Annotated in this window: 28 protein-coding genes; 13 read left to right on the forward strand and 15 right to left on the reverse strand. The window is 66.6% G+C overall.

The window, feature by feature from the left end:
* Nucleotides 1–7 precede the first annotated feature (7 nt).
* Nucleotides 8–436, forward strand: coding sequence for a hypothetical protein (locus tag ACEN9G_RS29050; protein WP_483127390.1), 429 nt, complete (start codon nucleotides 8–10; stop codon nucleotides 434–436).
* Nucleotides 437–815: 379 nt separating this feature from the next.
* Nucleotides 816–2,150: a sigma-54 dependent transcriptional regulator gene (locus ACEN9G_RS29055; RefSeq protein WP_413344454.1), complete on the forward strand. Its 1,335-nt coding sequence runs from the start codon at nucleotides 816–818 to the stop codon at nucleotides 2,148–2,150.
* A gap of 261 nt (nucleotides 2,151–2,411) precedes the next feature.
* On the opposite strand, the gene ACEN9G_RS29060 is transcribed toward ACEN9G_RS29055, so the two are convergent.
* Entirely contained in the window at nucleotides 2,412–3,392 is a 981-nt protein-coding gene (locus ACEN9G_RS29060) for a hypothetical protein (RefSeq protein ID WP_495605493.1), read from the reverse strand.
* Here ACEN9G_RS29060 and ACEN9G_RS29065 point away from each other — a divergent pair.
* Genes ACEN9G_RS29065 through ACEN9G_RS29085 form a run of 5 tightly spaced genes read left to right on the forward strand, consistent with a single transcriptional unit; the run spans nucleotide 3,350 to nucleotide 7,882 of the window.
* Nucleotides 3,350–4,777 carry a hypothetical protein gene (locus tag ACEN9G_RS29065; RefSeq protein ID WP_495605494.1) on the forward strand — a complete coding sequence of 476 codons (1,428 nt, stop codon included), beginning with the start codon at nucleotides 3,350–3,352 and terminating at the stop codon, nucleotides 4,775–4,777. The two genes, ACEN9G_RS29060 and ACEN9G_RS29065, sit on opposite strands and share 43 nt — an antisense overlap.
* A gap of 59 nt (nucleotides 4,778–4,836) precedes the next feature.
* Nucleotides 4,837–5,277, forward strand: coding sequence for a hypothetical protein (locus ACEN9G_RS29070; protein ID WP_413345475.1), 441 nt, complete (start codon nucleotides 4,837–4,839; stop codon nucleotides 5,275–5,277).
* A complete protein-coding gene (locus ACEN9G_RS29075) occupies nucleotides 5,274–5,954 on the forward strand; it encodes a C39 family peptidase (protein WP_413345473.1) in 681 nt (226 codons plus the stop codon). The genes ACEN9G_RS29070 and ACEN9G_RS29075 overlap by 4 nt, the downstream gene beginning before the upstream one ends.
* An 11-nt stretch (nucleotides 5,955–5,965) precedes the next feature.
* The gene (locus tag ACEN9G_RS29080) at nucleotides 5,966–6,469 is read left to right on the forward strand and encodes a hypothetical protein (protein WP_413345472.1); all 504 of its coding nucleotides are present in this window, start codon (nucleotides 5,966–5,968) and stop codon (nucleotides 6,467–6,469) included.
* 24 nt (nucleotides 6,470–6,493) lie between these two features.
* Nucleotides 6,494–7,882 (forward strand): acetate kinase, encoded by a 1,389-nt coding sequence (locus ACEN9G_RS29085; RefSeq protein WP_483127392.1) that lies wholly within the window; start codon nucleotides 6,494–6,496, stop codon nucleotides 7,880–7,882.
* A 61-nt stretch (nucleotides 7,883–7,943) separates the two neighbouring features.
* Here ACEN9G_RS29085 and lpxO read toward each other — a convergent pair whose 3' ends face one another.
* From lpxO to ACEN9G_RS29105, 4 genes are all read right to left on the reverse strand, one after another.
* Nucleotides 7,944–8,843, reverse strand: coding sequence for a lipid A hydroxylase LpxO (gene lpxO / locus ACEN9G_RS29090; protein WP_413343987.1), 900 nt, complete (start codon nucleotides 8,841–8,843; stop codon nucleotides 7,944–7,946).
* Nucleotides 8,844–8,984: 141 nt separating this feature from the next.
* Nucleotides 8,985–9,215, reverse strand: coding sequence for a DUF6139 family protein (locus tag ACEN9G_RS29095; protein ID WP_036229374.1), 231 nt, complete (start codon nucleotides 9,213–9,215; stop codon nucleotides 8,985–8,987).
* A 111-nt stretch (nucleotides 9,216–9,326) separates the two neighbouring features.
* Nucleotides 9,327–9,527 carry a hypothetical protein gene (locus tag ACEN9G_RS29100; RefSeq protein WP_091662476.1) on the reverse strand — a complete coding sequence of 67 codons (201 nt, stop codon included), beginning with the start codon at nucleotides 9,525–9,527 and terminating at the stop codon, nucleotides 9,327–9,329.
* A gap of 162 nt (nucleotides 9,528–9,689) precedes the next feature.
* Entirely contained in the window at nucleotides 9,690–10,613 is a 924-nt protein-coding gene (locus ACEN9G_RS29105; RefSeq protein ID WP_495605495.1) for a class I SAM-dependent methyltransferase, read from the reverse strand.
* A gap of 193 nt (nucleotides 10,614–10,806) precedes the next feature.
* Here ACEN9G_RS29105 and ACEN9G_RS29110 point away from each other — a divergent pair, with 193 nt between their 5' ends.
* Entirely contained in the window at nucleotides 10,807–12,120 is a 1,314-nt protein-coding gene (locus tag ACEN9G_RS29110; RefSeq protein WP_483127393.1) for a diguanylate cyclase domain-containing protein, read from the forward strand.
* Nucleotide 12,121: 1 nt separating this feature from the next.
* On the opposite strand, the gene ACEN9G_RS29115 is transcribed toward ACEN9G_RS29110, so the two are convergent.
* From ACEN9G_RS29115 to mltG, 7 genes are all read right to left on the reverse strand, one after another.
* Entirely contained in the window at nucleotides 12,122–12,772 is a 651-nt protein-coding gene (locus tag ACEN9G_RS29115; RefSeq protein ID WP_413343323.1) for an ankyrin repeat domain-containing protein, read from the reverse strand.
* 2 nt (nucleotides 12,773–12,774) lie between these two features.
* Complete coding sequence (locus ACEN9G_RS29120; protein ID WP_413343321.1) at nucleotides 12,775–13,557, reverse strand: TatD family hydrolase; 783 nt, start codon at nucleotides 13,555–13,557, stop codon at nucleotides 12,775–12,777.
* Between the two features lie 151 nt (nucleotides 13,558–13,708).
* On the reverse strand, nucleotides 13,709–14,227 hold the full coding sequence (locus ACEN9G_RS29125) for a GNAT family N-acetyltransferase (RefSeq protein ID WP_413343319.1): 519 nt from the start codon (nucleotides 14,225–14,227) through the stop codon (nucleotides 13,709–13,711).
* Nucleotides 14,228–14,242: 15 nt separating this feature from the next.
* Complete coding sequence (locus tag ACEN9G_RS29130; protein WP_413343317.1) at nucleotides 14,243–14,644, reverse strand: PilZ domain-containing protein; 402 nt, start codon at nucleotides 14,642–14,644, stop codon at nucleotides 14,243–14,245.
* 13 nt (nucleotides 14,645–14,657) lie between these two features.
* On the reverse strand, nucleotides 14,658–15,680 hold the full coding sequence (locus ACEN9G_RS29135; RefSeq protein ID WP_413343315.1) for a DNA polymerase III subunit delta': 1,023 nt from the start codon (nucleotides 15,678–15,680) through the stop codon (nucleotides 14,658–14,660).
* A 2-nt stretch (nucleotides 15,681–15,682) separates the two neighbouring features.
* Nucleotides 15,683–16,318 carry a dTMP kinase gene (gene tmk, locus ACEN9G_RS29140; RefSeq protein WP_413343313.1) on the reverse strand — a complete coding sequence of 212 codons (636 nt, stop codon included), beginning with the start codon at nucleotides 16,316–16,318 and terminating at the stop codon, nucleotides 15,683–15,685.
* A gap of 6 nt (nucleotides 16,319–16,324) precedes the next feature.
* Nucleotides 16,325–17,326, reverse strand: a complete 1,002-nt coding sequence (mltG, locus tag ACEN9G_RS29145; RefSeq protein ID WP_413343311.1) for an endolytic transglycosylase MltG — start codon at nucleotides 17,324–17,326, stop codon at nucleotides 16,325–16,327.
* A 104-nt stretch (nucleotides 17,327–17,430) separates the two neighbouring features.
* On the opposite strand from mltG, the gene ygfZ reads away from it, so the two are divergent.
* From ygfZ to ACEN9G_RS29160, 3 genes are read left to right on the forward strand one after another with little or no spacing between them, the layout of a single operon-like run.
* On the forward strand, nucleotides 17,431–18,489 hold the full coding sequence (gene ygfZ / locus ACEN9G_RS29150; RefSeq protein WP_483127394.1) for a CAF17-like 4Fe-4S cluster assembly/insertion protein YgfZ: 1,059 nt from the start codon (nucleotides 17,431–17,433) through the stop codon (nucleotides 18,487–18,489).
* A gap of 5 nt (nucleotides 18,490–18,494) precedes the next feature.
* Nucleotides 18,495–18,773 carry a DUF4936 family protein gene (locus tag ACEN9G_RS29155; protein WP_413388573.1) on the forward strand — a complete coding sequence of 93 codons (279 nt, stop codon included), beginning with the start codon at nucleotides 18,495–18,497 and terminating at the stop codon, nucleotides 18,771–18,773.
* Nucleotides 18,764–19,522: an NRDE family protein gene (locus tag ACEN9G_RS29160; protein WP_413342381.1), complete on the forward strand. Its 759-nt coding sequence runs from the start codon at nucleotides 18,764–18,766 to the stop codon at nucleotides 19,520–19,522. Before ACEN9G_RS29155 ends, ACEN9G_RS29160 begins: the two co-directional genes overlap by 10 nt.
* Nucleotides 19,523–19,659: 137 nt before the next feature.
* Here ACEN9G_RS29160 and ACEN9G_RS29165 read toward each other — a convergent pair whose 3' ends face one another.
* The 3 genes from ACEN9G_RS29165 to ACEN9G_RS29175 all read right to left on the reverse strand — a co-directional run bounded on the left by ACEN9G_RS29165 (nucleotide 19,660) and on the right by ACEN9G_RS29175 (nucleotide 21,301).
* Nucleotides 19,660–20,571 carry an SDR family oxidoreductase gene (locus ACEN9G_RS29165; protein ID WP_413342380.1) on the reverse strand — a complete coding sequence of 304 codons (912 nt, stop codon included), beginning with the start codon at nucleotides 20,569–20,571 and terminating at the stop codon, nucleotides 19,660–19,662.
* Nucleotides 20,572–20,602: 31 nt separating this feature from the next.
* Entirely contained in the window at nucleotides 20,603–20,905 is a 303-nt protein-coding gene (locus ACEN9G_RS29170; RefSeq protein ID WP_413342378.1) for a Dabb family protein, read from the reverse strand.
* A gap of 195 nt (nucleotides 20,906–21,100) precedes the next feature.
* Complete coding sequence (locus tag ACEN9G_RS29175) at nucleotides 21,101–21,301, reverse strand: DUF1737 domain-containing protein (protein WP_413342376.1); 201 nt, start codon at nucleotides 21,299–21,301, stop codon at nucleotides 21,101–21,103.
* Nucleotides 21,302–21,424: 123 nt separating this feature from the next.
* Between ACEN9G_RS29175 and ACEN9G_RS29180 the strand changes: the two genes are divergently transcribed.
* Both ACEN9G_RS29180 and ACEN9G_RS29185 read left to right on the forward strand, forming a co-directional pair.
* Nucleotides 21,425–22,477, forward strand: coding sequence for a site-specific integrase (locus ACEN9G_RS29180; RefSeq protein ID WP_413342374.1), 1,053 nt, complete (start codon nucleotides 21,425–21,427; stop codon nucleotides 22,475–22,477).
* 96 nt (nucleotides 22,478–22,573) lie between these two features.
* On the forward strand, nucleotides 22,574–24,274 hold the full coding sequence (locus tag ACEN9G_RS29185; protein WP_413342372.1) for an MFS transporter: 1,701 nt from the start codon (nucleotides 22,574–22,576) through the stop codon (nucleotides 24,272–24,274).
* Nucleotides 24,275–24,296 lie beyond the last annotated feature (22 nt).

Here is a 24,296-nt window from a genome sequence, read left to right on the forward strand (position 1 = left end):
GCCCTTGATGATCCTGCGCACTTCTCTACTGCTGGCCCTGCTGGGCGCGACGGGCGTGGCCCTCGCCGACGATGCCGCCATCCTGGCATGCCGCAAGCTGGCCGACGGCGCCGCGCGCCTGGGCTGCTATGACGCGATTCCCGCCGAAGCGCGTCCGGCCGCCGCCGCCGCGCAAGCCTTCGGCCTCGAACAAAAGACGCCCGACGAACCAGCCCGCTCGATCGAGAGCACGATCGTCGGCACGGTCTCCGGCTGGAGCCCGGCCACGCTGTTCACCCTTGCCAACGGCCAGGTGTGGAAAGTGGTCGACGGCAGCTCGGCGGACCTCGCGCCGGTGAGCAATCCACCGGTCAAGATCGTGCGCAATCTGTTCGGCACCCTGTTCCTCGAGATCGAAGGCACCAACGCCTCGCCCAAGGTCCGGCGCGTCCGCTGAATCTTTTCGCCATTCGCACGGTCCGCATGCCGTTCGGTTTTTGACCCCTCCCTTCCACGACCTCCCCCCCAGCGATGGGGGGTTCCCCTTCCGCATTCGGGAAAAAGCCACACGGCGGCCGTTATTTCCTTGACCATGACGAGGATCGGTTACACGATTGTGACTAATTGTAACCGCCGGTCGATAATGTAGCGTCCGCCACGAATATTTCACGGGCGGCATAATATTAAACAAAGATCAACTGATAGTAAGAAATTGCTAACAGGCTACAGAACAGCAGCCCAGGTTACACCCAGATACACTTGTCAAGAAATTATGCCGGCTCTCCCATTCGTCTGCCGCCGTTGCGAGGACCGGCCGATTACCCGATGGAGGATGGATGACCCGAAAGCGCCTGCTGTGCATTGCCCCGGATGACAAGGGTGCGCGCGCCCTGCTCAATGAAGCAATGCACGACTGGGAGATCCGCAGTGTCAGCAACTTCGGCGAAGCCGGGCGCGAACTGCGTAACGACCGTTACCTGGTCGGCCTGCTCGTGCACGACCGCGAACAGCACCGGCCGGCCGAAGTGGACACCTTCCTGCGCCGCCACAGCCATATGCAGTGGGTCGGCGTGTTCAACCCGCGCGATCTCGAATCCGCGCCCTGCCGCGACCTCGTCGTGGAGCACCTGTGCGATTACCACACGGCCCCCGTCGATCCGGTCCGGCTGGCCCATACGCTCGGCCATGCGCACGGCTGGGCGATGCTGCGCCCGCGGCCCAGCGCCAAAGACGCGCACGACGATCCCGCGTCGCCGCTGATCGGCGGCTGCGACGCGATCGCACGGCTGCGCGCGCAGGTGTCGCGTGTCGCCAAGGTCGCGGCGCCCGTGCTGATCTGGGGAGAAAGCGGCAGCGGCAAGGAGTTGACCGCCCAGGCGATCCACGCGCAGTCGGACCGGGCCGCGGGACCGTTCGTCCCCATCAACTGCGGCGCCATCGCACCGAGCCTGATCCACTCCGAGCTGTTCGGCTACGAGCGCGGGGCGTTCACGGGCGCCACGCGGAGCAAGGCCGGCCTGATCGAGTCGGCGGACGGCGGCACGCTGTTCCTCGACGAGATCGGCGACCTGCCGAAGGACCTGCAGGCCAACCTGCTGCGCTTCCTGCAGGAGAAGACGATCTGCCGCCTGGGCAGTACCCGCAACATCCGCGTGGACGTGCGGGTGATCGCCGCGTCGCACGTGCAGCTGCAGCAGGCCGTCGCGAGCGGCGCGTTCCGCGAGGACCTGTACTACCGCCTCGCCGTGCTGCCGGTGACGGTACCGCCGCTGCGCGAACGGCGCGACGACCTGGTCACGCTGGCCGAACACTTCTTCCACATGTACGCGAGCGAAAAATCGCCGCGCCTGAAGGGTTTTTCCAACCGGGCGATCGAGGCGATCCTCGACCACGACTGGCCGGGCAATGTGCGCGAACTGATCAACCGGGTGCGGCGGGCACTGGTCATGTCGGACGGCCGCCTGATCATGCCGGAAGACCTGGGACTGACGCGCGCGATCATGGCGCCGACGTCCGCCGCGCTGGACGACACCCGCATGCGTTCCGAGCGGCGCGCCCTGCGCGAATGCCTGGACCGCAGCGGCCACAACGTGAGCCGCGCGGCACGCGACCTGGGTGTATCGCGCACGACGATGTACCGTTTGCTGAGCAAGCACGGCATCCGCGAGTGACGCGTGTCCGGTATGTGGCACAAGTGGACAAGGTGTCCACTTTTTTTTGTGTGTTGCAGCGCGTATGTGGACAGAGTTGTACCGGAAGTGAAACAGTTTTTCGATATTTTCGGTAATTCGTGCGGGGATTTCTCTGACAGGCGTGTAGGAAAATCCGTACAAAGTCAACAAAAACAATGGGTTAGAAAGCTCTGCAGTGGGGCTGGCACTGAAACTGCAAAGGGATGGAGGTCGGCGCTACAGCCGACCCATCACCAACCATCAAACCCAGAGGGGAACTCGAATGAACAAGACTTTGCTCGTGACTGCCATTTCGCTGGCATTCTCGCTGACCGCACAAGCCCAGGATGGCGTCAATGCGAACGGCGGCGGCGCCACCGTCACGCAGACCACGACCCGCACGTCGGACAGCAGCGACAACAGCACCCGTAACTCGAACAACACCTCGGACAGCAGCAACAACAGCACCAACTCCTCGGACAGCAGCAACAACAGCACGAACACGAGCACGGCAACCACGAACTCGGACCAGAACAACAACAAGAGCACCAACACGACCACTACGACCACGTCGACGGACAACAGCAACCGCAGCACCAACACGGCCGACAACAGCGACCGCAGCGACAACAGCAACCGCAGCACGACGACCACGACGACCGACAACAGCAACCGCAGCACCAACACGGCCGACAACAGCAACCGCAGCAGGACGGACAACAGCAACCGCAGCACGAACACCGACAACAGCAACCGCAGCGTCACCACCACGACGACCAACAGGTCGACGGACAACAGCGACAACAGCACCCGTAACTCGAACAACACGTCGGACAGCAGCAACAACAGCACCAACAACACCTCGACCAACCGCACGGTCTCGAACTCGACGACGACCAACCGCGACAACGACAACAGCACGGGCAAGAACAACAGCTCGGGCGACTCGACCGCGTCCGCGACCGGCTCCGTCGCCGTGAACAACGGCGGCACCGCGACGTCGAACTTCTCGAACAGCTTCAACACCTCGTCGTCCAACAACACGGCGAACCTGACGGGCCGCGTGTCGGGCAACACCATCTCGAACATCGGCAACGTCGCCACCAACACCGGTAACGCCAACGGCGCCGCCGGCACCGCGGGCAACGGCGCAGCCGGCACCGGCGGCGGCATCACGGCAACCGCCGGCGCGGGCGGCAGTGCGGGCAGCGCGAACGGCGCAGCCGGTTCGGCCGGCGGCACTGGCCACCAACGGCGGCGCCAGCGCAGGCGGCGCCACCATCGGCGGCGCGACCGCGGGTGCGGGCGGCGCAGGCGGCATGGCGACGGGCGCGACCAGCGGCAATGGCGGCCGCGGCGCGGCGGGCGGTGCCGGCGGCGGCTCCGGCATGGTCTCCGCCACCGGCGGCGCAGGTGCGGCCAGCGGCGCGGCCACGGGCACCGGCGGTGCGGGTGCGGCGGGCGGCATGGCCGGCAACGCGATGGGTGGCAATGGCGGCGCGTCGGGCGACCTGTCGGGCGGTAACGGCGGCGCCAGCGGTGCCACGACGGCAGGCCTGGGCGGCGCCGGCGGCAGGACCGGTGCGGCCACGGGCGGTGCCGGCGGTGCCGGTGCGGCAGGCGGCGCGGGCGGCGCAGGTGCGGCGGGCGGCATGGGCGGCACCGGCGGTGCAGGCGGCGCAGCAGGTTCGGCAGGCAATGCCGGCTCGACCGCATCGAACGCAGCCACGGGCGGCATGACCCGCGCCGGCGGCAGCTGGGCAACGTCGGGCGCCGGCGGCTCCTCGTCGGCCGACGGCGGCACGGGCGGCGCCAGCGGCACCGCCACCTCGGGCTCGCCCGCCTCGACCGGCGGCGCCACCACCAGCGGTGCGTCGACCTCGACGGCAGGCACCACGACCGGCGGCGCCGGCGGTGCAGGCGCAGCGGGTGCAGCAGGCGGTGCCGGCGGTGCGGGTGCGGCAGGTGCGGCAGGCGGTGCGGGCGCCGCAGGTGCTGCCGGCTCGAACATGGCCGGTAACGGCGCGGCAGGCGGCGCAGCGACCGGCGCTGCCGGCGGTGCGGGCGCAGCCCTGACCTCGACGGCCGGCAACGCTGCCGGCAACACGGGTGGCGCAGGCGGCGCGGGTGGTGCCGGTGCGGCCGGTACGGCGACCTCGGGCGCAGGCGGCGCAGGTGCCGCCGGCACGGCAACCTCGGGTGCGGGCGGTGCCGGCGCAGCGGGCGGTGCGGGTGCCGCCAGCGGCATGGCGTCGAACACGGCAGGCGCAGGTGCGGCCGGCGGTTCGGCCACGACCGGCAGCGCCACGACCGGTTCGGCAACCGTGGGCGATTCGACCGCCGGCAACGGCGGCGCGGGCGGCGCGGGCGGCTCGACCACCGGCGGCGCAGGCGGCGCCCTGGCCAACATCACGGCCGGCGTGGGCACGGGTGGCCTGGGCGGTGCGGGCACCGGCGGCAACGGCGGCTCGAACACCGTCAATGCCGGCTCCTTCGACATGTCCAACAACATGAGCGGTGTCGGCCAGTCGGCTGCGGGCGTGATGGTGATCAGCCAGAACAACGGCTTCTCCTCGCTGGTCCAGCAGAGTGTCAACGTCCAGAGCAACCTGGCTGTCGGCAAGTAATGCCAAGGACCGCCGTGCCTGCGGGCACGGCGGTTTTTCGATGCAACCGGGGGTAGAGAATGCAGTCATCACTCAAGAGTAGCGTCAGCAACCGCGTGTGCAGCTTCGCTGTGCTCGCGGTCTGCGCATCCGCGGCCTGGGCAGGACCGGAACTCGCGGTTCCCGCCCGGGACAGCGCGCCGGCCGCCCAGCCGGCCACGGGTGCCGACAAGGGAGACGGCAAGTCGGTCCAGGCGCAGGACTCGCTCGGATTCGGCCCCGCCGCCGACCTGGGCAAGCTGGAGCATTCGCGCGGTGGGACGGACACGTTCAACACCAGCAACAACGCGAATCTCGGCGGGGTCGTGAGCGGCAACAGCGCGGTGAACGTCGTCACGGGGTCGAACACGATCGATGCCGGCGCGTTCGCCAACATGTCGGGCATACCGGTGGTTATCCAGAACAGCGGCGCGAACGTCCTGATCCAGAATGCCACCATCGTCAACCTGCAGTTCAAATGAAGTACGGCGCCCTGCCCCTGCTGCTGTGCGCACTGGCGGGCGCTGCCCGCGTGGATGCGGCCGACCTGCCGATCGCGGGCGGCGCCCGGTTCGACGTACCGGTCAAGAGCATGCGCGAACTGCGCTTCGCGTCGACGACCCGCCAGCAATACGACTTCAGCTGCGGCTCGGCCGCCCTGGCCACGCTGCTGACCTATCACTACGGCTATCCGATCAGCGAAACGACCGCCTTCAAGGCGATGTGGGAGATCGGCGACCAGGCCAAGATCCGGCGCGAAGGCTTTTCGCTGCTGGACATGCAGCGCTATCTCGCAAAGATCGGCTATAAGGCGGACGGCTTCCAGGTGCCGTTGCAGAAACTGTTCGACAGCAAACTGCCCGCCATCGTGCTGATCTCCGAGAAGGGCTACAACCACTTCGTCGTGATCAAGGGCGCGGACGACGGGCGCATCCTGCTGGGCGATCCGTCCAGCGGCACGCGCTCCGTGACGCGCGAGCACTTCGAATCCATCTGGCCGACCCGGCTGCTGTTCGTGATCCACGACGCGCCCGGCAAGCCTTCGTTCAACGCCGACCTCGACTGGCGCGCCGCGCCGCGCGCGCCGCTGGCCGAGGGTGTGACCCGGACCGCGATCGACATGACGACGCTGCCGAAATTCGGTCCCGGCGATTTTTGACAGGAGACCCCATGCGCATCCCCGTCCAGATCGGCCTCGTGCTGGCCAGCGCCGCGATCGCGACGCAGGGCCATGCCAGCGGCCCGGACAACCCGTTCACCAGCGACAACGCCGTGGCGGCCGACTCGCTGGACGACTACCGCGGCGGCTTCATCACCGACAACGGCCTGGCGGTATCGCTCGGCATCGAGCGCATCGTCACGATCAACGGCAACGTGGCCGAACGCAGCCAGCTGGAGCTCGGCGACCTCGGCAAGCTGACGAGCGGCCACAGTACGCTCACCGCCGACATGGCGAACCAGGTGCGGCTGATCCAGAACGGCGGCGGCACGTTCAACGTCCAGATGGGCGACACCACGCTGGGCGGCACCGTCATCCAGAACAGCCTGAACAACCAGTTGATCAACAACCAGACCATCATCAATGCAAGCGTGAACGCACGCGGACTGCTGCAGTCCATGAACTTCCAGTCCAGCCTCGCGAACGCGCTCAATACCGCCGCCACCGGCAGGTGACGGATTTTTACCTGGAGAAAACCTATGCATAAAATTCCAGCGCTGTACGGCGTGATTGGTGTCAGCGTGGCCCTGGCGGCCATCCCGGCCGGTGCCCAGTCCGGTCCTGACCTCCTCGAGCAGCTCAAGATCATGCGACAACAGCTGGAAGAGCAGCGCGCGCGCGTCGACGAACTGGAACGCCAGTTGCGCGCGAGCGGCGTGGCGCCGCCCGCGAACACGGCGGCGGCGGCGCCGTCGCAGCTCGAGCGGATGCGCGGCACCGGCAACCTGCCGGCGCCCCAGCCCGACGCGCCCGCGCAGGTGCAGGCCGGCCCGCTCGACGCGCCGCCCAGGCTCGCCGTCCCGTTCGCGGATCCGGTCTATCCGGGCCGCCTGGCGCCGCTGCGCGGCACGGGTGGTGGCGGGCAGGCCCAGGCGGGCAACGATGCCGTCGGCCGCCCGCCCGCGCCGAAAACGCCGGAAGTGGCGCCGATCTTCGAGACCCCGGGCGTGCTCACGCCGCGGGGTAAAGTCGTGTTCGAGCCATCCGTGCAGTATGGCTATTCGTCCAGCAACCGCGTCGCCCTCGTCGGCTACACGGTGATCCCGGCCCTGCTGATCGGCCTGCTGGACGTGCGCGAAGTGAAACGCAATACGACGACGGGCACCGCCACGTTCCGCTACGGCTTCGACAACCGCCTGGAATTCGAAGCGAAGATCCCGTACGTCTACCGCAGCGATTCGACCGTCAGCCGCGAGCTGTTCACGGGCACCGCCGCCGAGCGCGCGTTCGAGACGAGCGGCAAGGGCATCGGCGACATCGAGCTGGGCTGGCGCTACCAGCTGAACGACGGCGGCGTCGACACCCCGTACTACATCGCCGGCCTGCGCTTCAAGTCGCGCACGGGCCGCGATCCGTTCGAGGTCGTGACGGATTGCCAGACCCGCTGCGTGGGCCAGAACGTCACCGGGACGGGCCTGCCGCTCGACCTGCCGACCGGCTCCGGCTTCTATTCGGTGCAGCCAAGCGTGACGTGGCTGCTGCCGTCCGATCCGGCCATCTTCTTCGGCGGCTTCAGCTACACGAAGAACTTCAAGCGCGGCAACGTCTACCGCACCGTGCTGAACGGCGGCAAGGAACTGCTGGGCACGGTGGAACCGGGCGACGTGTTCGGGTTCAACTTCGGCATGGGTCTCGCGCTGAACGAGCGGGCGTCGTTCAGCATCGGCTACGACCACAACTCCGTGGGCCGCATGCACCAGAACGGCGTGGTCATCCCGGGTTCCGTGCGCGTGCAGCTCGGTACGCTGCTGCTCGGCTACTCGTACCGCCTGAAGAACAACCGCACCTTGAGCGTATCGGTGGGCGCGGGCCTCACGCGCGATACGCCGGACGTCACGCTGATGGTCAGGATGCCCTTCACGTTTTGAGGATCCCCTTTGGCCGCAAGGCGCGGCCCAACAAGAAGGGCTGCGCTTGCGGCCCTTTTTTTCAGACGTAATAGACGAGTGCCGCGAGGCCCACGATCAGCGCGACCTTCGTCGCTTTATAGGCCGTCTTGTTCCAGGCCTTGTAGCGGCGGCGGTACTGGCCCATCACGTACGAAACGCGGAACAGCTTGCTGACGAGGCCCGTCTGGTCGCCGCTCTCGTTGGGCGAGGCGGCCGCCGTCATCATCGTGCGGCCCAGCCAGCGGTTCACGGCCTGCATCCAGCGGAACCGCATTGGACGCTCGACGTCGCAGAACAGGATCAGGCGGTCGCTGTCGCTGGCGTTCTCGGCCCAGTGAATGAAGGTTTCGTCGAAGATGACGCCCTGGCCGTCGCGCCAGCTGTAGCGCTGGCCGTCGACTTCGATGAAGCAGCGGTCGTCGTTCGGCGTGGCCAGGCCCAGGTGGTAGCGCATCGAGCCCGCGAACGGGTCGCGGTGCGGGTTCAGCTTCGCGCCCGGCGGCAGCTCGGCGAACATCGCGGCCTTCACGGACGGGATGCCCTGCAGCAGCGCGTACGTCTGCGGGCACAGGCGCTCGGCCGACGGGTGGCTCGCGTCGTACCACTTCAGGTAGAAGCGCTTCCAGCCCGTCTTGAAGAAGGAATTGAAACCGGCATCGTTGTTCTCCTCGGACGCCTTGATCTTCTTCATCTCGATGAGGCGCAGGCCTTCCTCGCGGATCGTCGGCCAGTTCTCCTGCAGCACGGACAATTCGGGGAATTCACGGACCGGGATGTACGGCGTGCTGGGCACCTTCGAGAACAGGTGCATGAAGATATTGATCGGCGCCATGAACGACGAATGGTCGAACAGCTGTCGGCCGAACGGCAGGCGGACCTTGCCACGGAAATGGATGTGCAGGACCGACAGCACGAGAAAACCGACTACGAACCACTTCATGACGCCTCCGACTGAACGAGGCGCAAGGATACCATATGCGATACGCGGCCGTACGCGCTCCGCCCCGGCTGGTCCGGACGGACGGCGTACGGCCGCGAATGTGGTGCTACCGCGACAGCGTCAATGCGCGCCAGTGCATCGTCAATGCATCGTCGACGACGTGACGGCGTAGCCTTTTTCCGCCAGTTGGGCGTTCAGGTTCTGGATATCGTAATCGGGCAGGTCTCCGGCATCGTCGTCGACTTCGAAGGCCCGCGCTTCGACCTCCCAGTCGGTATTCGTGGCTTCCTCGGGGATATTGCGGGTCTCGGGGACGGCCAGGTAAGAAAACTTGCCGTCGTGTTCGGCTCTGCGGTAGATGTCCAGGCGCATAGTCACTCCTTTAAAAGCATGGCCGTCGAATGAAAGCCATCAGTATGGGCACGATAGGCGAACGGTTCGTGTCCGTCTGTTAATCCGCGCACACTGGCTGGACGACAAGTTTCAGCGTCCCACGCCCCCGCCCAGCACGCGCGCCGGCAGCATGACGATCGCCCGCAGCAACTCGAAGACGGCCTCGACGCCGATCCCGAGCAGCCGGAACGGCAGCAGCACGAGCCAGACGAGCGGATACATCACGAGCGCCAGCAGCGCGATCGGCCAGCAGAGGAACAATAACACCAACCACACGAGGAAACCCAGCATCGTCAGCTCCATCTTTCAGGGCAAGGGCCGGTGCGGCCCGACGATGTGACTGTAGTTGTATGGACGCCAATCCGCAATGTTTCTGCGACGGACGGTCAGCGGGGGGAGACAAACGGGGCAAAAGCGGGGACGAGCGGACGTCGTCCCCGGCAGGGCAAACGATCAGGCCAGGACGGTGTCGCGGACCTGCACCGGCACGCCCGCCCGTTCGACGACCTCGGCGCGCATCGACGCTTCCAGCGACGGAATCGAGCCGCCCGCGCGGTAGGCAAAGCTCACCTGCACGACGTCGCCTGCCTGCACGTCCAGCGGCGTGGCCAGCGGCAGCATCATGTAGTGGTTCAGCCAGTCGATCGTCGTGCCGCGTTCCTCGACGATGGACAGCACGTTCTTGGTGATGAAGCGCAGCGCGTTCAGGCGGCCGCCCTGCTCCATGCGGAACTGGCCTTCCCACGCGATCGCGTCGCCGACGGGCTGGCTGAAGTCCATGATCGCATACACGCACGGCTGCGCCAGGTCGATGGTGCCCGGGTAAATCACGTTGGTCGGCTGGAATTGCACGATCGGTGCATAGAAACCCTCGAAATCGTATTCGAGCTGCAGCGGCTGCGCGGCCATGATGACGGCTTCCGGCATGAAGATCGGCAGCGGACCGCCGAAGCGCGCCAGGTAGCGCCGCTTGAACGACTCGATGACCTCGACCTGCTTTTCGCGCAGCATGCCGACGTGGATCATTTCGCAGATGACGAGATCGACGGGTTCCGGCGGCAGGTATTCGAACGCGTCCGCATGGATGACCTCGACCTTGTGGCCGTTCGGGTTCATGGCGAGGAAGCGGCGCGCCTCGCGCACCATGTCCGGGTTGAACTCGACGCAATAGACCTGCGACGCGTTCTGGGCCGCGAAGTACGAAAGCACGCCCGTGCCTCCGCCCAGCTCCAGCACCTTCATGCCCGGCTTCACGGCGTGGTAGATCGCGGACTTGAAGCTGTGCATGCGGTTATGGTCCATCAGCATGTTGTGATGGTAGTGGACCGGAATAAACTGCCCCAGGTAGCAGCTTTCGATTTCGCGTTCGTTGAGCATGGGTTCCTCTATGTCGGAGTGTGCCTGCATTATCTCCATGCTTTTATGCAACTGATGCGCCGAGCTGACGGGGATTTGCCGGCCAGTTTGTCGGATCGATGGGACAGCCGGTCGGCGATGCTTAAATACCTTGACCTTTTTCCATGTGGGAATGTTAGTATTTTCCCACCGCTGTTTCCGTTAGCAGGCCGCCATGGTCCATTCGATCCGTTCCCTGTCGGCGAATATCGCCGATTTGTTGCTGGACGTAGTTTTCCTGGTGGACCGGCGCGGCATCATCGTGGACGTCAGCGCCGGGTGCGAACGCATGCTCGGCTACCGTCCCACCGAGTTGATCGGTCAATACATGCTCGATTTCGTCGTCCCCGAGGACCGCGCCATCACGTGCATGGAAAGCGCGCGCGTGCAGGCGGGACAGGAACGCGTCGGCTTCGAGAACCGCTACCTGCACAAGGATGGACGCCGCGTCGACGTGATGTGGTCGGCGCGCTTCATCGCGGACCATGGCCTGCGCCTGGGCGTCGGGCGCGACATCAGCGCCCGCAAGCGCGCCGAGCGGCGCCAGGCGGCGACGTACGCGATTTCCGAAGCGGCCTACCACGCCGGCGACCTGGCCGGACTCTGCGGCGAGATCCACGCCATCCTCGACCACCTGGTGGGTGCGCCCGGGATGGTGGTCGTCAGCGACCCGACCCCGCAGCATGGTTTCAAGGTCGTCTACCAGTGCGACCACGATCCGAAGATGCGCCTGCCGTCGCGCGCGTGCCTGGCGCGCTGGCGCGCGGCCGCGACGACGCCGGACAGTATCGCGCCGGACGCCGTCCGCCACGTCGGCGCCGGCCGCCTGAACACGTGGCTCATGATCGAACTGGGCGGCCCGGCCGGCACGATCGGCGCGCTGCTGCTGCGCGACCGCACCGGCACCGGATACTCCCCCGCCGACCGCGGCCTGCTGCGCTTCGTCGCAGCCCAGGTCGGCCTGGCGCTGGAACGCAAGCGCCTGCATGACGACCTGATGCGGTCGGCCTGCCTCGACGAACTGACGGGCTTGCCGAACCGCCGGCTGTTCTTCGACCGCATCCGCACGGCCATCGCGCGGGCGCGGCGCTGCCAATCGCGGCTCGGCCTGCTTTACGTGGACGTGAACGATTTCAAGGAGGTCAACGACCGCTATGGCCATGCGGCCGGCGACGCGCTGCTGCGGGAAGTCGCGGCGCGGCTGGTGGAATGCGCGCGCGAATCGGACACGGTGGCGCGCCTGGGCGGCGACGAATTCGTGCTGCTGCTGGAAGACCTGCAGGCGCCCGAGGACGCGGAACACTGCGCCGACAAGATCCGCGCCGCGCTCGTGCGGCCCGTGCCGACGCAATGCGCGCCGCTGCACATCGGCGTCAGCATCGGCATCGGCCTGTTCCCCGATCACGCGGACCAGGTCGAGACCTTACTCATGCATGCGGACGCGCACATGTACACGCGCAAGCGCGCCCACAAGTGCGGAGAAAGCTAGCTCAGCGGGCAGGCTTGACCTGCGTGTCGAGCTTCGCCGCGATGGTGGCGTGATCCGCACGGCGCGCGATCTCGGCCGCCGTGAGACCTTCGCCATTCTTCAGTGTCGGATCGGCGCCCTGGCCGAGCAGGAACACGGCCGTGTCCTCGTGGCCTTCGCGCGCCGCCATCATCAGCGGCGTGAACTTGCCGCTCGCCGGCGGCGACTGCGCATCGATGCGGGCGCCGTGCGCGAGCAGCAGGCGCGCGATGTCGTTATCGCCGCTCGCGGCCGCGTAGTGCAGCGGCGTCCAGCCCGGGCGGTTTACCGCGGCGCCTTTTGCGATCAGCGCCTCGGCGGCCGGCTTGTTGTGCTTGTACGCGGCCATCATCAGCGCCGTGTTGCCGTTCAGCGCAGGCGCGTCGACGTTCGTACCCGGGTGGCGCAGCAGCGCGTCGACCACCTGCATCGCGCCTTCGCGCACGGCCAGCACGAGGGGCGGTTCGCCGCCAACCGGGTTGGCCTGGTTCGGGTCGACCTTGCCCAGCAGCGAACGCACCGTGCGCGCATCGTCCATCTGCACGGCACGGAAGAAGTCGCTCGTCTGGTCGGCCATCGCCATGGCGGGTGCCGCCAGCGCGGCGGCGAGCACGATCGATCGAAGAAGGGTCACGGTCAGGTCCTCGCGGTCTTGAACAGGTTGAAGAAATTTTCGGTGGTGCGGTCGGCGATCTCGCGCAGCGGCACGTCCTTCAACGTGGCGAGATATTCCGCCACGTGCGCCACATAGCCCGGCTCGTTCATCTTGCCGCGGAACGGCACGGGGGCGAGGTAAGGCGAATCCGTCTCGATGAGGATGCGGTCCAGCGGCAGCGCCCGCGCCACCGCCTGCAGGTCCTTCGCACTCTTGAACGTCACGATGCCGGAGAACGAGATATAAAAACCCATCTCGATGGCGGCGAGGGCCACGTCGAGCGACTCCGTGAAGCAGTGCATCACGCCCGCGACGCCGCCCTGGTCCGTGCCCGCACGTTCTTCGCGCATGATGCGGATCGTGTCTTCGCTGGCCGAGCGCGTGTGGATGATCAGCGGCTTGCGGGTCTCGCGCGACGCGCGGATGTGCGTACGGAAACGCTCGCGCTGCCATTCGAGGTCGCCTTCCAGCCGGTAATAATCGAGACCGGTTTCACCGATCGCGATGACCTTCGGGTGATCGGCCAGCTCGACGAGCTGGGCGACGGTGGGCTCGGGCGTGTCCTCGTAATCGGGGTGCACGCCGACGGACGCATAAATGTGCGGGTATTGCTCGGCAAGCGCGAGCACGCTGGGAAACTCCGGCAGGTCGACGGAGACGCACAGCGCGTGCGAGACCTTGTTCTCGGCCATCCTGGCCAGGATGTCCGGCATCCTGGCGGCCAGTTCCGGGAAATTGATGTGGCAGTGGGAATCGATATACATCCAGATATTGTACGCGACGTACAAAAGTACCGCCTGCGTTCGCTCCGTCGTTCCCGCGCAGGCGGGAACCCAATTTCGTCGCGTCTACATGACGCAAAACTTGGGCCCTGCCGAGGGGGACGCCTGGTCCAGGGGCGACGGTTTTGCGGTCTCAGGCCACCCGCTTACCGAGGATGATCAGGTCCCGCTCGATCCCATCCAGATTCGCCACCCGCGGAAAATGCGCCCACGTATCGAACCCGTATTTGCGGAACAGGGCCAGGCTCGGCACATTGTGGCCAAAGATGAAGCCCAGCAAGGTATGCACGTTCACATTGGGCGCGAACGCCATCGCCTGTTCGAGGCAGTAACGCCCGACACCCTTGCCGCGCCACGCTTCCGCGATATAGATCGACAGCTCGGCCGTGCCGGAATATGCCGGACGGCCATAGAAATTCGAGTAAGAGCACCAGCCGATCACGGCCGGCTCGTCCGACGTATCGGCCGCGTCGTGGATCACCCACAGCGGACGGCGTTCCGGCATGTGGTCGTTGAACCAGCCTTCGCGCGACTGCACGGTGACGGGTTCGGTGTCGGCCGTGACTTCGCGCGAGGCGATGGTGGAATTGTAGATGTCGACGATGACGGGAAGATCTTCTCGACGAGCGAGGCGGTGTACGTAGGACGGCATGGTGAAACCAGGAAGTTACAGGGTATGGGTGGCGCGCGCCGAACGCAGCGCGGCGCCGAGGATTTCTTCGATGCGCAAGCGGGCGCGCTGTCCGGTTTCGTCGGCCGGGAAGTGCACGCCGATGCCTTGCGCCTTGTTGTTGTTCGCGCCGGCCGGCGTGATCCACGCGACCTTGCCGGCGATCGGGTATTTGTTCGGGTCGTCCATCAGCGACAGGATCAGGTAGATCTCGTCGCCGATCTTGTATGGCTTGTTGGTCGGCACGAACATGCCGCCATTCTTCAGGAACGGCATATAGGCCGCGTACAGGGCGGCCTTTTCCTTGATGGCGAGCGACAGTACGGACGGCCGCGCCGGCTGCGGCGCGTTCGGATCGGCGGGCAGGCCACTGATCGGACCGTTCGGCGATACGCTCATCATCTTCCTTTCATCACACACCGCAGCGGGCGGTGTAATCGAGCAACATGTCTTCGACAAACAGCTTCGGCGACAAGGGGTGATCGGCCACGGCGCGGCGCTCGTTCGTGGACTTGATAGCCTGCATCAACTGGGCCACGGGCACCCGTCCGGCCAGCGCCGCGAGTTCCCGCTGATATCTCGGATAATACCGGATCACTCCGGACAGCTTGTACGAGAACACGTCATACAGCCACCGCTGCTGCCACGCGACGAGGGATGCGAGCGGCGCCTTGCTCAATTTGTCGGCGCTGCGCAACGCGGCATCGACGCTCGGTTGCGCGAGCACTTGCAGCAGGCCGTCGAGCTCTTCGCGGCTGCCCGTCTCCGCCTGTGCCAGCGCCGCGAGCGGCGCGCCGCCCTGCTCGCGCAGCCAGCCGTCCGCATCGGTGACGCCCTGCGCTGCGAGCCACGCCAACGCCTGGGCATGATCCGGCATCGGCAAGGCGAATTTGCGGCAGCGCGACAGGATCGTCGGCAGCAGCCGGTCCAGCCCGTTCGATGCCAGCAGGAACACGGTGCCCGGCGGCGGTTCCTCGAGCGTCTTCAGCAGCGCATTCGACGCGGGCATGTTCAGCGCCTCGGCCGGGTACAGCACGACGACGCGCAGGCCCTGGCGGTGCGTCGAGATGTTCATGAAATCGGCCAGCGCACGCACCTGCTCGATCTTGATTTCTTTCGACGCCGTCTTCGACTTGGCCTTTTTCTCTTCGGCCGGCGCCTCGTCGCCCTCCGCGGAGGGCGCTTCGTCTTCCATCGCTTCGGGCCGCACGCGGCGGTAGTCGGGGTGATTGCCCTGGACAAACCAGCCGCACGACGCGCACGCCCCGCATGCGTGCCCGTCCGGCCTCCCGTTTTCGCACAGCAGCGCCTGGGCGAACGCTTCGATGAAATCGGCCTTGCCGATTCCGGCCGGGCCGTAAAACAGGATCGCATGCGGCAGCCGCACGCGCATCGCCTGCAGCCGGGTCCACGCGTCTTCTTGCCAGGGGTACATGCTCACAGCCAGGTCTCCAGCGCGGCCTGCAGCGCGCCGCGCACTTCGGCTATCGTCTTCGTCGAATCGATGACGACGATGCGGCCGCCGGATTCCGCCGCGCGGCGCAGGTATTCGGCGCGCACACGCGCGAAGAAATCGGCCTGCTCCATCTCGAACTTGTCGAGCGTGCGCGAGGCGGACAGGCGGGCCTTGGCGACGTCCAGCGGGACGTCGAACAGCAGGGTCAGGTCGGGCTGCAGGTGCGGATGCACCCACTGCTCCAGCGCCTCCAGCCTGGCGCGATCGAGACCGCGCCCGCCGCCCTGGTAGGCGAAGCTGGCATCCGTGAAGCGGTCGGACAGCACCCAGTCGCCGCGCGCGATCGCCGGTTCGACGACTTGCGCGACGTGCTCGCGCCGGCTGGCGAACATGATGAGGGCTTCCGTCTCGAGGTGCATTTTTTCGTGCAGCACGAGGTCGCGCAGCTTTTCGCCGAGCGGCGTGCCGCCCGGCTCGCGCGTCGAGACGACCCGCTTGCCCGCGCCTTTCAGCAGCGAGGTGACGTAGCCGATGTGCGTCGACTTGCCGGCGCCGTCGATGCCTTCGAAGGTGATGAAACGTCCGCGGGTGGCATCGGTTTGATTCATGGCATTCATTCGTAATTACTGCGACTGGTTGCGCTGGTACTGGTTCACGGCCTTGTTGTGCTCATTCAGGTTGACCGAGAAGTGGCTCGTGCCATCGCCGCGCGACACGAAATACAGGGCTTCCGTCTTCGCGGGCGCCGTCGCGGCGGCCAGCGATTGCACGCCCGGCAGCGCGATCGGCGTCGGCGGCAGGCCGGCGCGCGTATAGGTATTGTACGGGGTGTCCGTCTCGAGGTCCTTTTTGCGGATCTTGCCGTCGTATTTCTCGCCCATGCCGTAGATGACGGTGGGGTCGGTCTGCAGCAGCATGCCCGCTTTCAGGCGGTTGACGAAGACGCCCGCGATCATCGCGCGCTCGCTCTTCTGGCCCGTTTCCTTTTCCACCAGCGACGCCATGATCAGCGCCTGGTACGGCTCCGTGTACGGCAGGCCCGGGTCGCGTTTCTCCCACGCGGCCTTCAGGCGCTTCATCATCATCTCGTGCGCCTGCTTGTAGATCGACAGGTCGCTCGCCTTCTTCGCGAACAGGTACGTATCGGGGAAGAACAGGCCTTCGGGCGCCTTGTAGTCCGGGGCGACTTTCGCCAGCAATTCCTGGTCGGACAGTTTCGCCGTCTCGTGCTTCAGGTTCGGGGCCGCGTCGATGGCTTGCCGCATCTGGCGGAAAGTCCAGCCTTCGATGATCGTCAGCGATTCCTGCGCGAACTCACCGCGCACGAGCTGGGTGAGGAGACGGCGCGGCGACGTATCCGGCTTCAGCTCGTAGCTGCCGGCCTTGATCTTGCCCGCCTTGCCCGTGATCCGCGCCAGCACGCCGAACAGGAACGGGTTGACGGGCACGCCGGCCGTCGCCATCTGCTGCGCGGCGCCAGCCACGTGGCTGCCCTGCGCGATGGCGAACGGGATGACGGCCGCGTTGCCCGGCGTGATCGGCTGCCTGCTCCACCACTGAAAGCCGGCGCCGGCACCGACGGCCACGATGACGCCTGTGACGATGAGTTTTTTTATGAATGCCATGCTGGATCTGGTTTTTCGCCGTCGTCGGCGCAATTTTGAAGGCGAACTTATAATGAGGCCGTAATCATAAAGCCGATACAGCCAAACCGGAAATAAATCGTGTCATGAATCATTGGATCGAACACCTCGCCACCCTGGGCGCCCGCTTTCACCCCGATAGCCCGACGCAGGTCGAGGACTTCGGCCGCGCACTCGCCACCGCCGACCTCGAACAGGGCTTCGTCGCCCCCGTCACCGACCTCGGACTGATTGGGATTGCCGGCGAAGACGCCGCCAGCTTCCTCCACAACCAGCTGACCAACGACGTCGAGCACCTCGGCCCATCCGAAGCGCGCCTCGCCGGCTATTGCACGCCGAAGGGGCGCCTCCAGGCGACATTCCTGATGTGGCGCGATGCCGAGAACATTTATTTGCAGCTGCCGCGCGCCATCCAGGCGCCGCTGCAGAAGCGCCTGACGATGTTCGTGCTGCGCGCGAAAGCGAAGCTGCGCGACGCCAGCGACGAACCGCGGCATGCCGCCGTCCTCGGCCTGGGCGGCGCGGCCGCGGCCGACGCGCTCCGTGCCCGTGCCGGCACCCTGCCCGACGCACCGTACGCGAAAGTCGACGGCGAGGCCGGCACCGTGATCCGCCTGACGGACGCATTCGGCCAGCCGCGCTACCTGTGGCTGACGACGCCTGACAGCGCGATCGCCGCGCTGGCCGCATGGAAGGACACGCTCGCGCTGGGCGGCAACGCGGCCTGGCAACTGGCGGCCATCCACGCCGGCGTGCCGCAGATCGGCCCCGGCACGCAGGAACAGTTCGTGCCGCAGATGGTCAACTACGAACTGCTCGGCGGCGTCAATTTCAAGAAGGGCTGCTATCCGGGCCAGGAAATCGTCGCCCGCAGCCAGTATCTCGGCAAGCTGAAACGCCGCATGGCGCTGGCCACGCTCGCCAATGCGGCCGCGCGTCCGGGCGACGAAGTGTATTCCGTCGCCGACCCGGACCAGCCGTCCGGCATGATCGTCAACGCGGCGCCGAACGGCGCCGGCGGGGCCGATGTCCTCGTCGAGATCAAGCTCGCGGCGCTGGACGGCGAGGTGCGCCACGGCTCCGCCGGCGGCACGAAGCTGGATTTCCTGCCGCTGCCGTACGCCCTCGACGCACTCGACGTTTGACGCACATGATCGACCTGTACGTCTATTACAAGGTGCGCGACGTCGACGCCGCCGCGCTCGCGCCGCGCGTGCGCGCGCTGCAGGCTGGCGTCGGCGTGCCGGCGCAGCTGAAACGCCGGCCCGAGGTGCGCGACGGCCTGCAGACCTGGATGGAAGTCTACCCCGGCGTGGACGACGCCTTTCCCGCGCGGCTCGACGCCGCGGCCCGCAGCGCCGGATTCGAAGGCCTCATCGAAGGTCCCCGCCGCGCCGAAATTTTTACGGATCTTCCAACATGTGCCTGATCGTCTTTGCCTGGCGCGTGATCCCCGGCCTGCCGCTGGTCGCCTGCGCCAACCGCGACGAATACTATGATCGTCCCGCCACTCCGGCCGGTCCGTGGCCGGACGCCCCGAACATCATCGCGGGCCGCGACCTGCGCGGCGGCGGCAGCTGGATGGGCGTGACGAAGGACGGCCCGCGCGGCCCGAAATTCGCCGCCCTCACGAACGTCCGTTCTCCCAGCGACTCGCGCACGGATGCGCCCACGCGCGGCGCCCTCGTCGCCGATTTTCTCAAGGGCGACGAGGATGCGCCGGCCTACCTCGCCCGTATCGCGCCGGATGCGGACGCCTACAACGGCTTCAACCTGATCCTGGGCGACCGCGACGGCATGGTCTGGTTCTCGAACCACGCGGGCGACGACCCGCGCAACGGCAAGCCGCTTGAGCCGGGCATCTACGGCGTGTCGAACGGCCTGCTGGATGCGCCGTGGCCCAAGGTCGTGCGCACGAAAGCGACGTTCGCCAGCCTGCTGCTGCAGGGCGCGCCGGAAGAAGCGTATTTCGAGATGCTCGCCGACACGACGCGCGCGCCTGACATGCGCCTCCCGCACACCGGCGTGCCGCTCGACCTGGAACGGCAGCTGTCCGCAGTCTGCATCGAGATTCCCGGTTACGGCACCCGCACGTCGACCGTCGTCAAGATGTACGACGGTGCCGAACCGGAGCTGCACGAACGCATCCTGAAACCTTGCGACCAGGCCGCGGCCTGATTGGACTGCCCCTCGGATGGGGGCAGGAATTTCCGCAGCGCACTGCTAATCTTGTTGCTCTACAGTAACAACAAGGAGCAGAGCATGCGCAAGGCAATCAAGGCGGAATTCGCGCACATCGCGGCGAACGTGCCGCCCTACTTTCCCTCGCCCTGAACCGCGGCCTTCAGCATGGCCGTGAATTGCGGCGTCGCCGCGTAGGCATCGGCCGGCGGCAGGCCATGCACGATGGTCTCCATGCGCTGGACCACGCCCTGCAGCGCCTGCGGATGCGTGAAGATATAGAAATCGCCCCGGCGGATACCGTCGAACGTGATGCGGGCCACGTCCGCCGCGGTCATCTTGCCCGACGCGACGGCCTGTTCCAGCAGCGCCTGGCCCGCCTGCTGGCTGGGCGTCGGCGGCCCGTCGTGGCGGAGGTCGCCGGGACGGTGCCGCGCCGAGTGCGCGATCGCCGTCGGCACGAAATACGGGCACAGCACCGACGCATTGATTGCCGCATCGACGAGGCGCAGGTCGTGGTACAACGTCTCCGACAGCGCGACGACGGCGTGCTTCGACACGTTGTACGGGCCCATCACGGGTGGCACCAGCAGCCCCGCCATCGACGCCGTGTTCACGATATGGCCTTCGTAGCCGGGGTCGCGGCGCGCGGCGTCGAGCATCAGCGGCGTGAACACGCGCACGCCGTGGATCACGCCCCACAGGTTCACGCCCAGCACCCATTCCCAGTCGGCTTCCGTGTGTTCCCAGATCAGGCCCGCCGTGCCGACGCCGGCATTGTTGAACAACAGGTGCACGCCGCCGTAGCGGATCATCGCCGCATCGGCCAGCTCTTCGACGTGCGCGGCCTTGCGCACGTCGCACACCATCGCCAGCACGTCGGCGCCGCCGGCCTGCAGCGCGTCGGTCGCCTGTTCCAGTGCATGCGCATCGACGTCGGCCAGGACCAGCTTCATGCCCAGCCGGGCCGCCTCGTTGGCGAACTCGCGTCCGAGTCCGCTGCCGGCGCCCGTGATGACGGCCACCCGTCCCGCAAAGTTCTCCATGGGGCCCTCCCCGTCGTTGTTACTTCACACGTCAGACTTCATAGTCCATGCACTGGCGCCCCTCGCGGATCGCGCCGATGAACGGCACGACCGCCTGGTGCACCGGATGCTTGATGTAGGCGTCGAGCGCGGCCTTGTCCTCGAACTCGGAATACAGCACGACGTCGTACGTGGCTTCCAGGCCGGGCTGGGCGATGACGACTTCGAACTTGATCTGGCCCGGGACGATGGTGGCGCATTCGTCCAGGCGGCGCTTCATTTCGATGGCGTTGGCGGCGCGGTCGGCGCCTTCGGCGTGGTCTTTCAGTTTCCACATGACGATGTGCTTGAGCATGGATTTCCTTTGTAGCGTTCAAGTTTGGACTGTCGCGACGTCCCGTTCCGAGGGATGGCGCGCCCTTATTATAAGAGCGATAAGGCGCTCCCGCCCTCGCCCGTTGGTGGCGGGGTTGGGTTGGTGGCGGGCCACATGTCGGTTAGTTGCATAATTTTGGAACAGCCCCCTTCGTCGCCTGGGTGGCCGCTGCACTTACGCAAGCGAGGACCGCGTGCCGGGCCAGATGACCGCCTGTGCCACGATGACGGTTTCGCCGTTGAAGGTGGCGGCGGGCGAGCCGTACAGCAGATACCCCTGCTCGAGGGCCGCGCTCACGCGGCGGCAAAACGACGCGTCGTCCGGGCCGGTGAGGATACGGTACGCTGGAAGACCTTCGGGCGGATGGTCGGACATGGTGCTCCCCTGGAGTGTGCGTTGTTGTAAGGATCGTCGAGTATATTGCCGAAACTACAGTCTTGCTGGCCGCAGTGGCCAGCGCCCGCGTCGCAAGTCGGTTAGTTGCAGTATGATGAGGCCATGAGCCATTCACCTTCCCTCGCCGACTGGGACAAGCGTCCCGTCGAGGCCTTCGCCGCCTTCGTCGTCACGCCGGAGTTCGTCCTCACGTCCAGCCGCCAGCGCGACGTACCGCTGCCTGTGTCGAAGGAATCCGCCGCCATCTACCGATTCATGTTCGGCAAGTTCGCCACGTGGATGCTCGAACGCGGTCTCAGGATGTCGACCGTGAACGCGGCCGACCTGCGCCGCTTCATCGAGCTGGCCAAGGACGGCCGGCGCGACCTCAACAGCAAGATCGCCTATCGCTACCTGCGCCTGCTGGAGCGCTGCTTCGACTACCTGGAACGCGCGCCGAACCCTGCCCGCCAGGCCATCATCGCGACGGACCGCGCCCACCTCGCCGAGGACGCCCCGATGACGGCGCTGAGCGCGGACGACCTGCAGCGCTTCCTGGCCGCCCTCCCCGCCGGCCGTACGGAAGACATGGCGTGCCACGCCGGCTGGAAGCGCCGGCGCGACCGCGCGATGCAGATCGTGATGGCGCTCGCCGGCCTGCGCGTGGCGGAAGCCATCGGCCTGCTGCTGGACGAAGTCGGCCGCCAGCCCGACATCGACGGCGCCATCACGCTCGACATCACCCCGGAAGCGAAGCACCGCACGAGCTACGAGCATACGACGACGCTGCCGCGGGCCGGCGTCGCCGAACTGACGGCATGGCTGAAGGAACGGGCGGAGCTCGAGATTCCGGGAGACCTGGTCTTCCCCGCGAACCTGGAAGGGGAGCCGCTGCACAAGGCGACCGTCTACCGGCAGACACGCGCGACGTTCGAGCGGGCCGGCATTGGCGTGTCCCGCGCGGGCGGGCGCACCCTGCGCAACAGCTTCGCCGTCCAGCAGCTCGAACAGGGCATGTCGCGCGGCGAGCTGACGACGGCGCTGGGCCTCGCGCTGGAGCGGTCGACGGAAGCGTACAAGTATGCGCGGCTGCATGAGGCGCCGGGCGACGCCTCGCCGGGCGACGCTTCGCCGGATGATCCCGACGACCCCGACCCAACTGTAAGCCCCGCGTAAGTTTCCAGCAAGCGTGCCGTAAGCTTCCCGGCGCACAGTCAGCAGGCTGCCCGCGCCATCGGGCGGCGCACACAATAAACACGACTGGAGACCACAATGGCAATCAACCCCGGCATGGCCGCGGGCGGCAAATCCATGCCGTCCGGCGTTGGGCTCACGAAGGAAGAGCGCAAGGTCATCTTCGCCTCCTCGCTCGGTACCGTCTTCGAATGGTACGACTTTTACCTGTATGGTTCGCTGGCGACCGTGATCGCCAAGCAGTTCTTCATCGGCGATCCGACCACCTCGTTCATCTTCGCGCTGCTCGCCTTCGCGGCCGGCTTCATCGTGCGGCCGTTCGGCGCACTCGTGTTCGGCCGCCTTGGCGACATGATCGGCCGTAAGTATACCTTCCTCGTCACGATCATGATCATGGGCGGCTCCACGTTCATCGTCGGCCTGCTGCCAGGCTATGCGTCGATCGGCATCGTGGCGCCCATCGTCCTCGTCACGCTGCGGATCCTGCAAGGCCTCGCGCTGGGCGGCGAATACGGCGGCGCCGCCACGTACGTCGCCGAACACGCGCCCGACGGACGCCGGGGCTTCTTCACGTCGTGGATCCAGACGACGGCCACGCTCGGCCTGTTCCTGTCGCTGCTCGTGATCACCGGCGTGCGTGCCGGCATGGACACCGCCGCGTTCGACGCGTGGGGCTGGCGCATCCCGTTCCTCGTTTCCGTGCTGCTGCTTGCCGTGTCGGTGTGGATCCGCATGTCGATGAGCGAGTCGCCCGCGTTCGCGCGCATGAAGGCCGAGGGCCGCACGTCGAAGGCGCCGCTGAGCGAAGCCTTCCTGACCTGGAAGAACGGCAAGATCGCGCTGCTCGCGCTGCTGGGCGTCGTGATGGGCCAGGCCGTCGTCTGGTACACGGGCCAGTTCTACGCGCTGTTCTTCCTCACCAAGACGCTGAAGATCGACGACGCGACGGCCAACATCCTGATCGCGATCGCGCTCGCGCTGGCGACGCCGTTCTTCATCTTTTTCGGCTCGCTGTCCGACCGCATCGGCCGCAAGACGATCATCATGGCCGGCTGCCTGATCGCCGCGCTGACGTACTTCCCGATCTTCAAGGGCCTCACGCACTACGGCAACCCGGCGCTGGAGACGGCGCTGAACAACTCGCCCGTCGTCGTCGTGGCCGATCCGGCGTCCTGCCACTTCCAGTTCAACGCCACCGGCACGAAGAAATTCCCGTCGTCGTGCGACATCGCCACCGCGCAGCTGACGGCGGCTTCGGTCAGCTACACGCGCCAGGATGCGCCGGCCGGCACCATCGCCAGCGTCAAGGTCGGCGACAAGGTCTACCCGTCGTTCAACGCGACGATGACCGCGGACGGCCTGAACTTCGACCTGGCCAGCAAGGACCGCGAGGCCGCGCTGAAGAAGGACCTGGGCGCCGCCATCAAGGCCGCCGGCTATCCCGCGAAGGCCGACCCCACGCAGATCAACAAGCCGATGATCGTGCTGCTGCTGTTCGTGCTGGTCCTGTACGTGACGATGGTGTACGGCCCCGTGGCCGCAATGCTCGTCGAGATGTTCCCGACGCGCATCCGCTACACGTCGATGTCGCTGCCCTACCACATCGGCAACGGCTGGTTCGGGGGCCTGCTGCCGACCACCGCCTTCGCGCTCGTCGCGGCCAACGGCAACATCTACTACGGCCTGTGGTATCCGATCGTGATCGCGGTCGCGACCGTCGTCATCGGCACCCTGTTCGTGCGCGAGACGAAGGACAACAACATCTACGCGGCCGATTGACCCAACCGGGGTCAGAGCCCGT

The sequence above is a fragment of the Massilia sp. Masssp94 genome (genome assembly GCF_059491305.1).

Excerpts from the sequence above, each read along its gene's own strand:
- lpxO (WP_413343987.1), bottom strand. The coding sequence starts at position 8,843 with ATGAAGTGGTTCGTAGTCGGTTTTCTCGTGCTGTCGGTCCTGCACATC.
- ACEN9G_RS29095 (WP_036229374.1), bottom strand. The coding sequence starts at position 9,215 with ATGCGCCTGGACATCTACCGCAGAGCCGAACACGACGGCAAGTTTTCT.
- ACEN9G_RS29120 (WP_413343321.1), bottom strand. The coding sequence starts at position 13,557 with ATGTATATCGATTCCCACTGCCACATCAATTTCCCGGAACTGGCCGCC.
- ACEN9G_RS29180 (WP_413342374.1), top strand. The coding sequence starts at position 21,425 with ATGAGCCATTCACCTTCCCTCGCCGACTGGGACAAGCGTCCCGTCGAG.
- ACEN9G_RS29170 (WP_413342378.1), bottom strand. The coding sequence starts at position 20,905 with ATGCTCAAGCACATCGTCATGTGGAAACTGAAAGACCACGCCGAAGGC.
- ACEN9G_RS29135 (WP_413343315.1), bottom strand. The coding sequence starts at position 15,680 with ATGTACCCCTGGCAAGAAGACGCGTGGACCCGGCTGCAGGCGATGCGC.
- ACEN9G_RS29125 (WP_413343319.1), bottom strand. The coding sequence starts at position 14,227 with ATGCCGTCCTACGTACACCGCCTCGCTCGTCGAGAAGATCTTCCCGTC.
- ACEN9G_RS29085 (WP_483127392.1), top strand. The coding sequence starts at position 6,494 with ATGCATAAAATTCCAGCGCTGTACGGCGTGATTGGTGTCAGCGTGGCC.
- tmk (WP_413343313.1), bottom strand. The coding sequence starts at position 16,318 with ATGAATGCCATGAATCAAACCGATGCCACCCGCGGACGTTTCATCACC.
- ACEN9G_RS29175 (WP_413342376.1), bottom strand. The coding sequence starts at position 21,301 with ATGTCCGACCATCCGCCCGAAGGTCTTCCAGCGTACCGTATCCTCACC.
- ygfZ (WP_483127394.1), top strand. The coding sequence starts at position 17,431 with ATGAATCATTGGATCGAACACCTCGCCACCCTGGGCGCCCGCTTTCAC.
- ACEN9G_RS29075 (WP_413345473.1), top strand. The coding sequence starts at position 5,274 with ATGAAGTACGGCGCCCTGCCCCTGCTGCTGTGCGCACTGGCGGGCGCT.
- ACEN9G_RS29105 (WP_495605495.1), bottom strand. The coding sequence starts at position 10,613 with ATGCTCAACGAACGCGAAATCGAAAGCTGCTACCTGGGGCAGTTTATT.
- ACEN9G_RS29100 (WP_091662476.1), bottom strand. The coding sequence starts at position 9,527 with ATGCTGGGTTTCCTCGTGTGGTTGGTGTTATTGTTCCTCTGCTGGCCG.
- mltG (WP_413343311.1), bottom strand. The coding sequence starts at position 17,326 with ATGGCATTCATAAAAAAACTCATCGTCACAGGCGTCATCGTGGCCGTC.
- ACEN9G_RS29050 (WP_483127390.1), top strand. The coding sequence starts at position 8 with ATGATCCTGCGCACTTCTCTACTGCTGGCCCTGCTGGGCGCGACGGGC.
- ACEN9G_RS29055 (WP_413344454.1), top strand. The coding sequence starts at position 816 with ATGACCCGAAAGCGCCTGCTGTGCATTGCCCCGGATGACAAGGGTGCG.
- ACEN9G_RS29155 (WP_413388573.1), top strand. The coding sequence starts at position 18,495 with ATGATCGACCTGTACGTCTATTACAAGGTGCGCGACGTCGACGCCGCC.
- ACEN9G_RS29070 (WP_413345475.1), top strand. The coding sequence starts at position 4,837 with ATGCAGTCATCACTCAAGAGTAGCGTCAGCAACCGCGTGTGCAGCTTC.
- ACEN9G_RS29110 (WP_483127393.1), top strand. The coding sequence starts at position 10,807 with ATGGTCCATTCGATCCGTTCCCTGTCGGCGAATATCGCCGATTTGTTG.
- ACEN9G_RS29165 (WP_413342380.1), bottom strand. The coding sequence starts at position 20,571 with ATGGAGAACTTTGCGGGACGGGTGGCCGTCATCACGGGCGCCGGCAGC.
- ACEN9G_RS29080 (WP_413345472.1), top strand. The coding sequence starts at position 5,966 with ATGCGCATCCCCGTCCAGATCGGCCTCGTGCTGGCCAGCGCCGCGATC.
- ACEN9G_RS29185 (WP_413342372.1), top strand. The coding sequence starts at position 22,574 with ATGGCAATCAACCCCGGCATGGCCGCGGGCGGCAAATCCATGCCGTCC.
- ACEN9G_RS29130 (WP_413343317.1), bottom strand. The coding sequence starts at position 14,644 with ATGAGCGTATCGCCGAACGGTCCGATCAGTGGCCTGCCCGCCGATCCG.
- ACEN9G_RS29160 (WP_413342381.1), top strand. The coding sequence starts at position 18,764 with ATGTGCCTGATCGTCTTTGCCTGGCGCGTGATCCCCGGCCTGCCGCTG.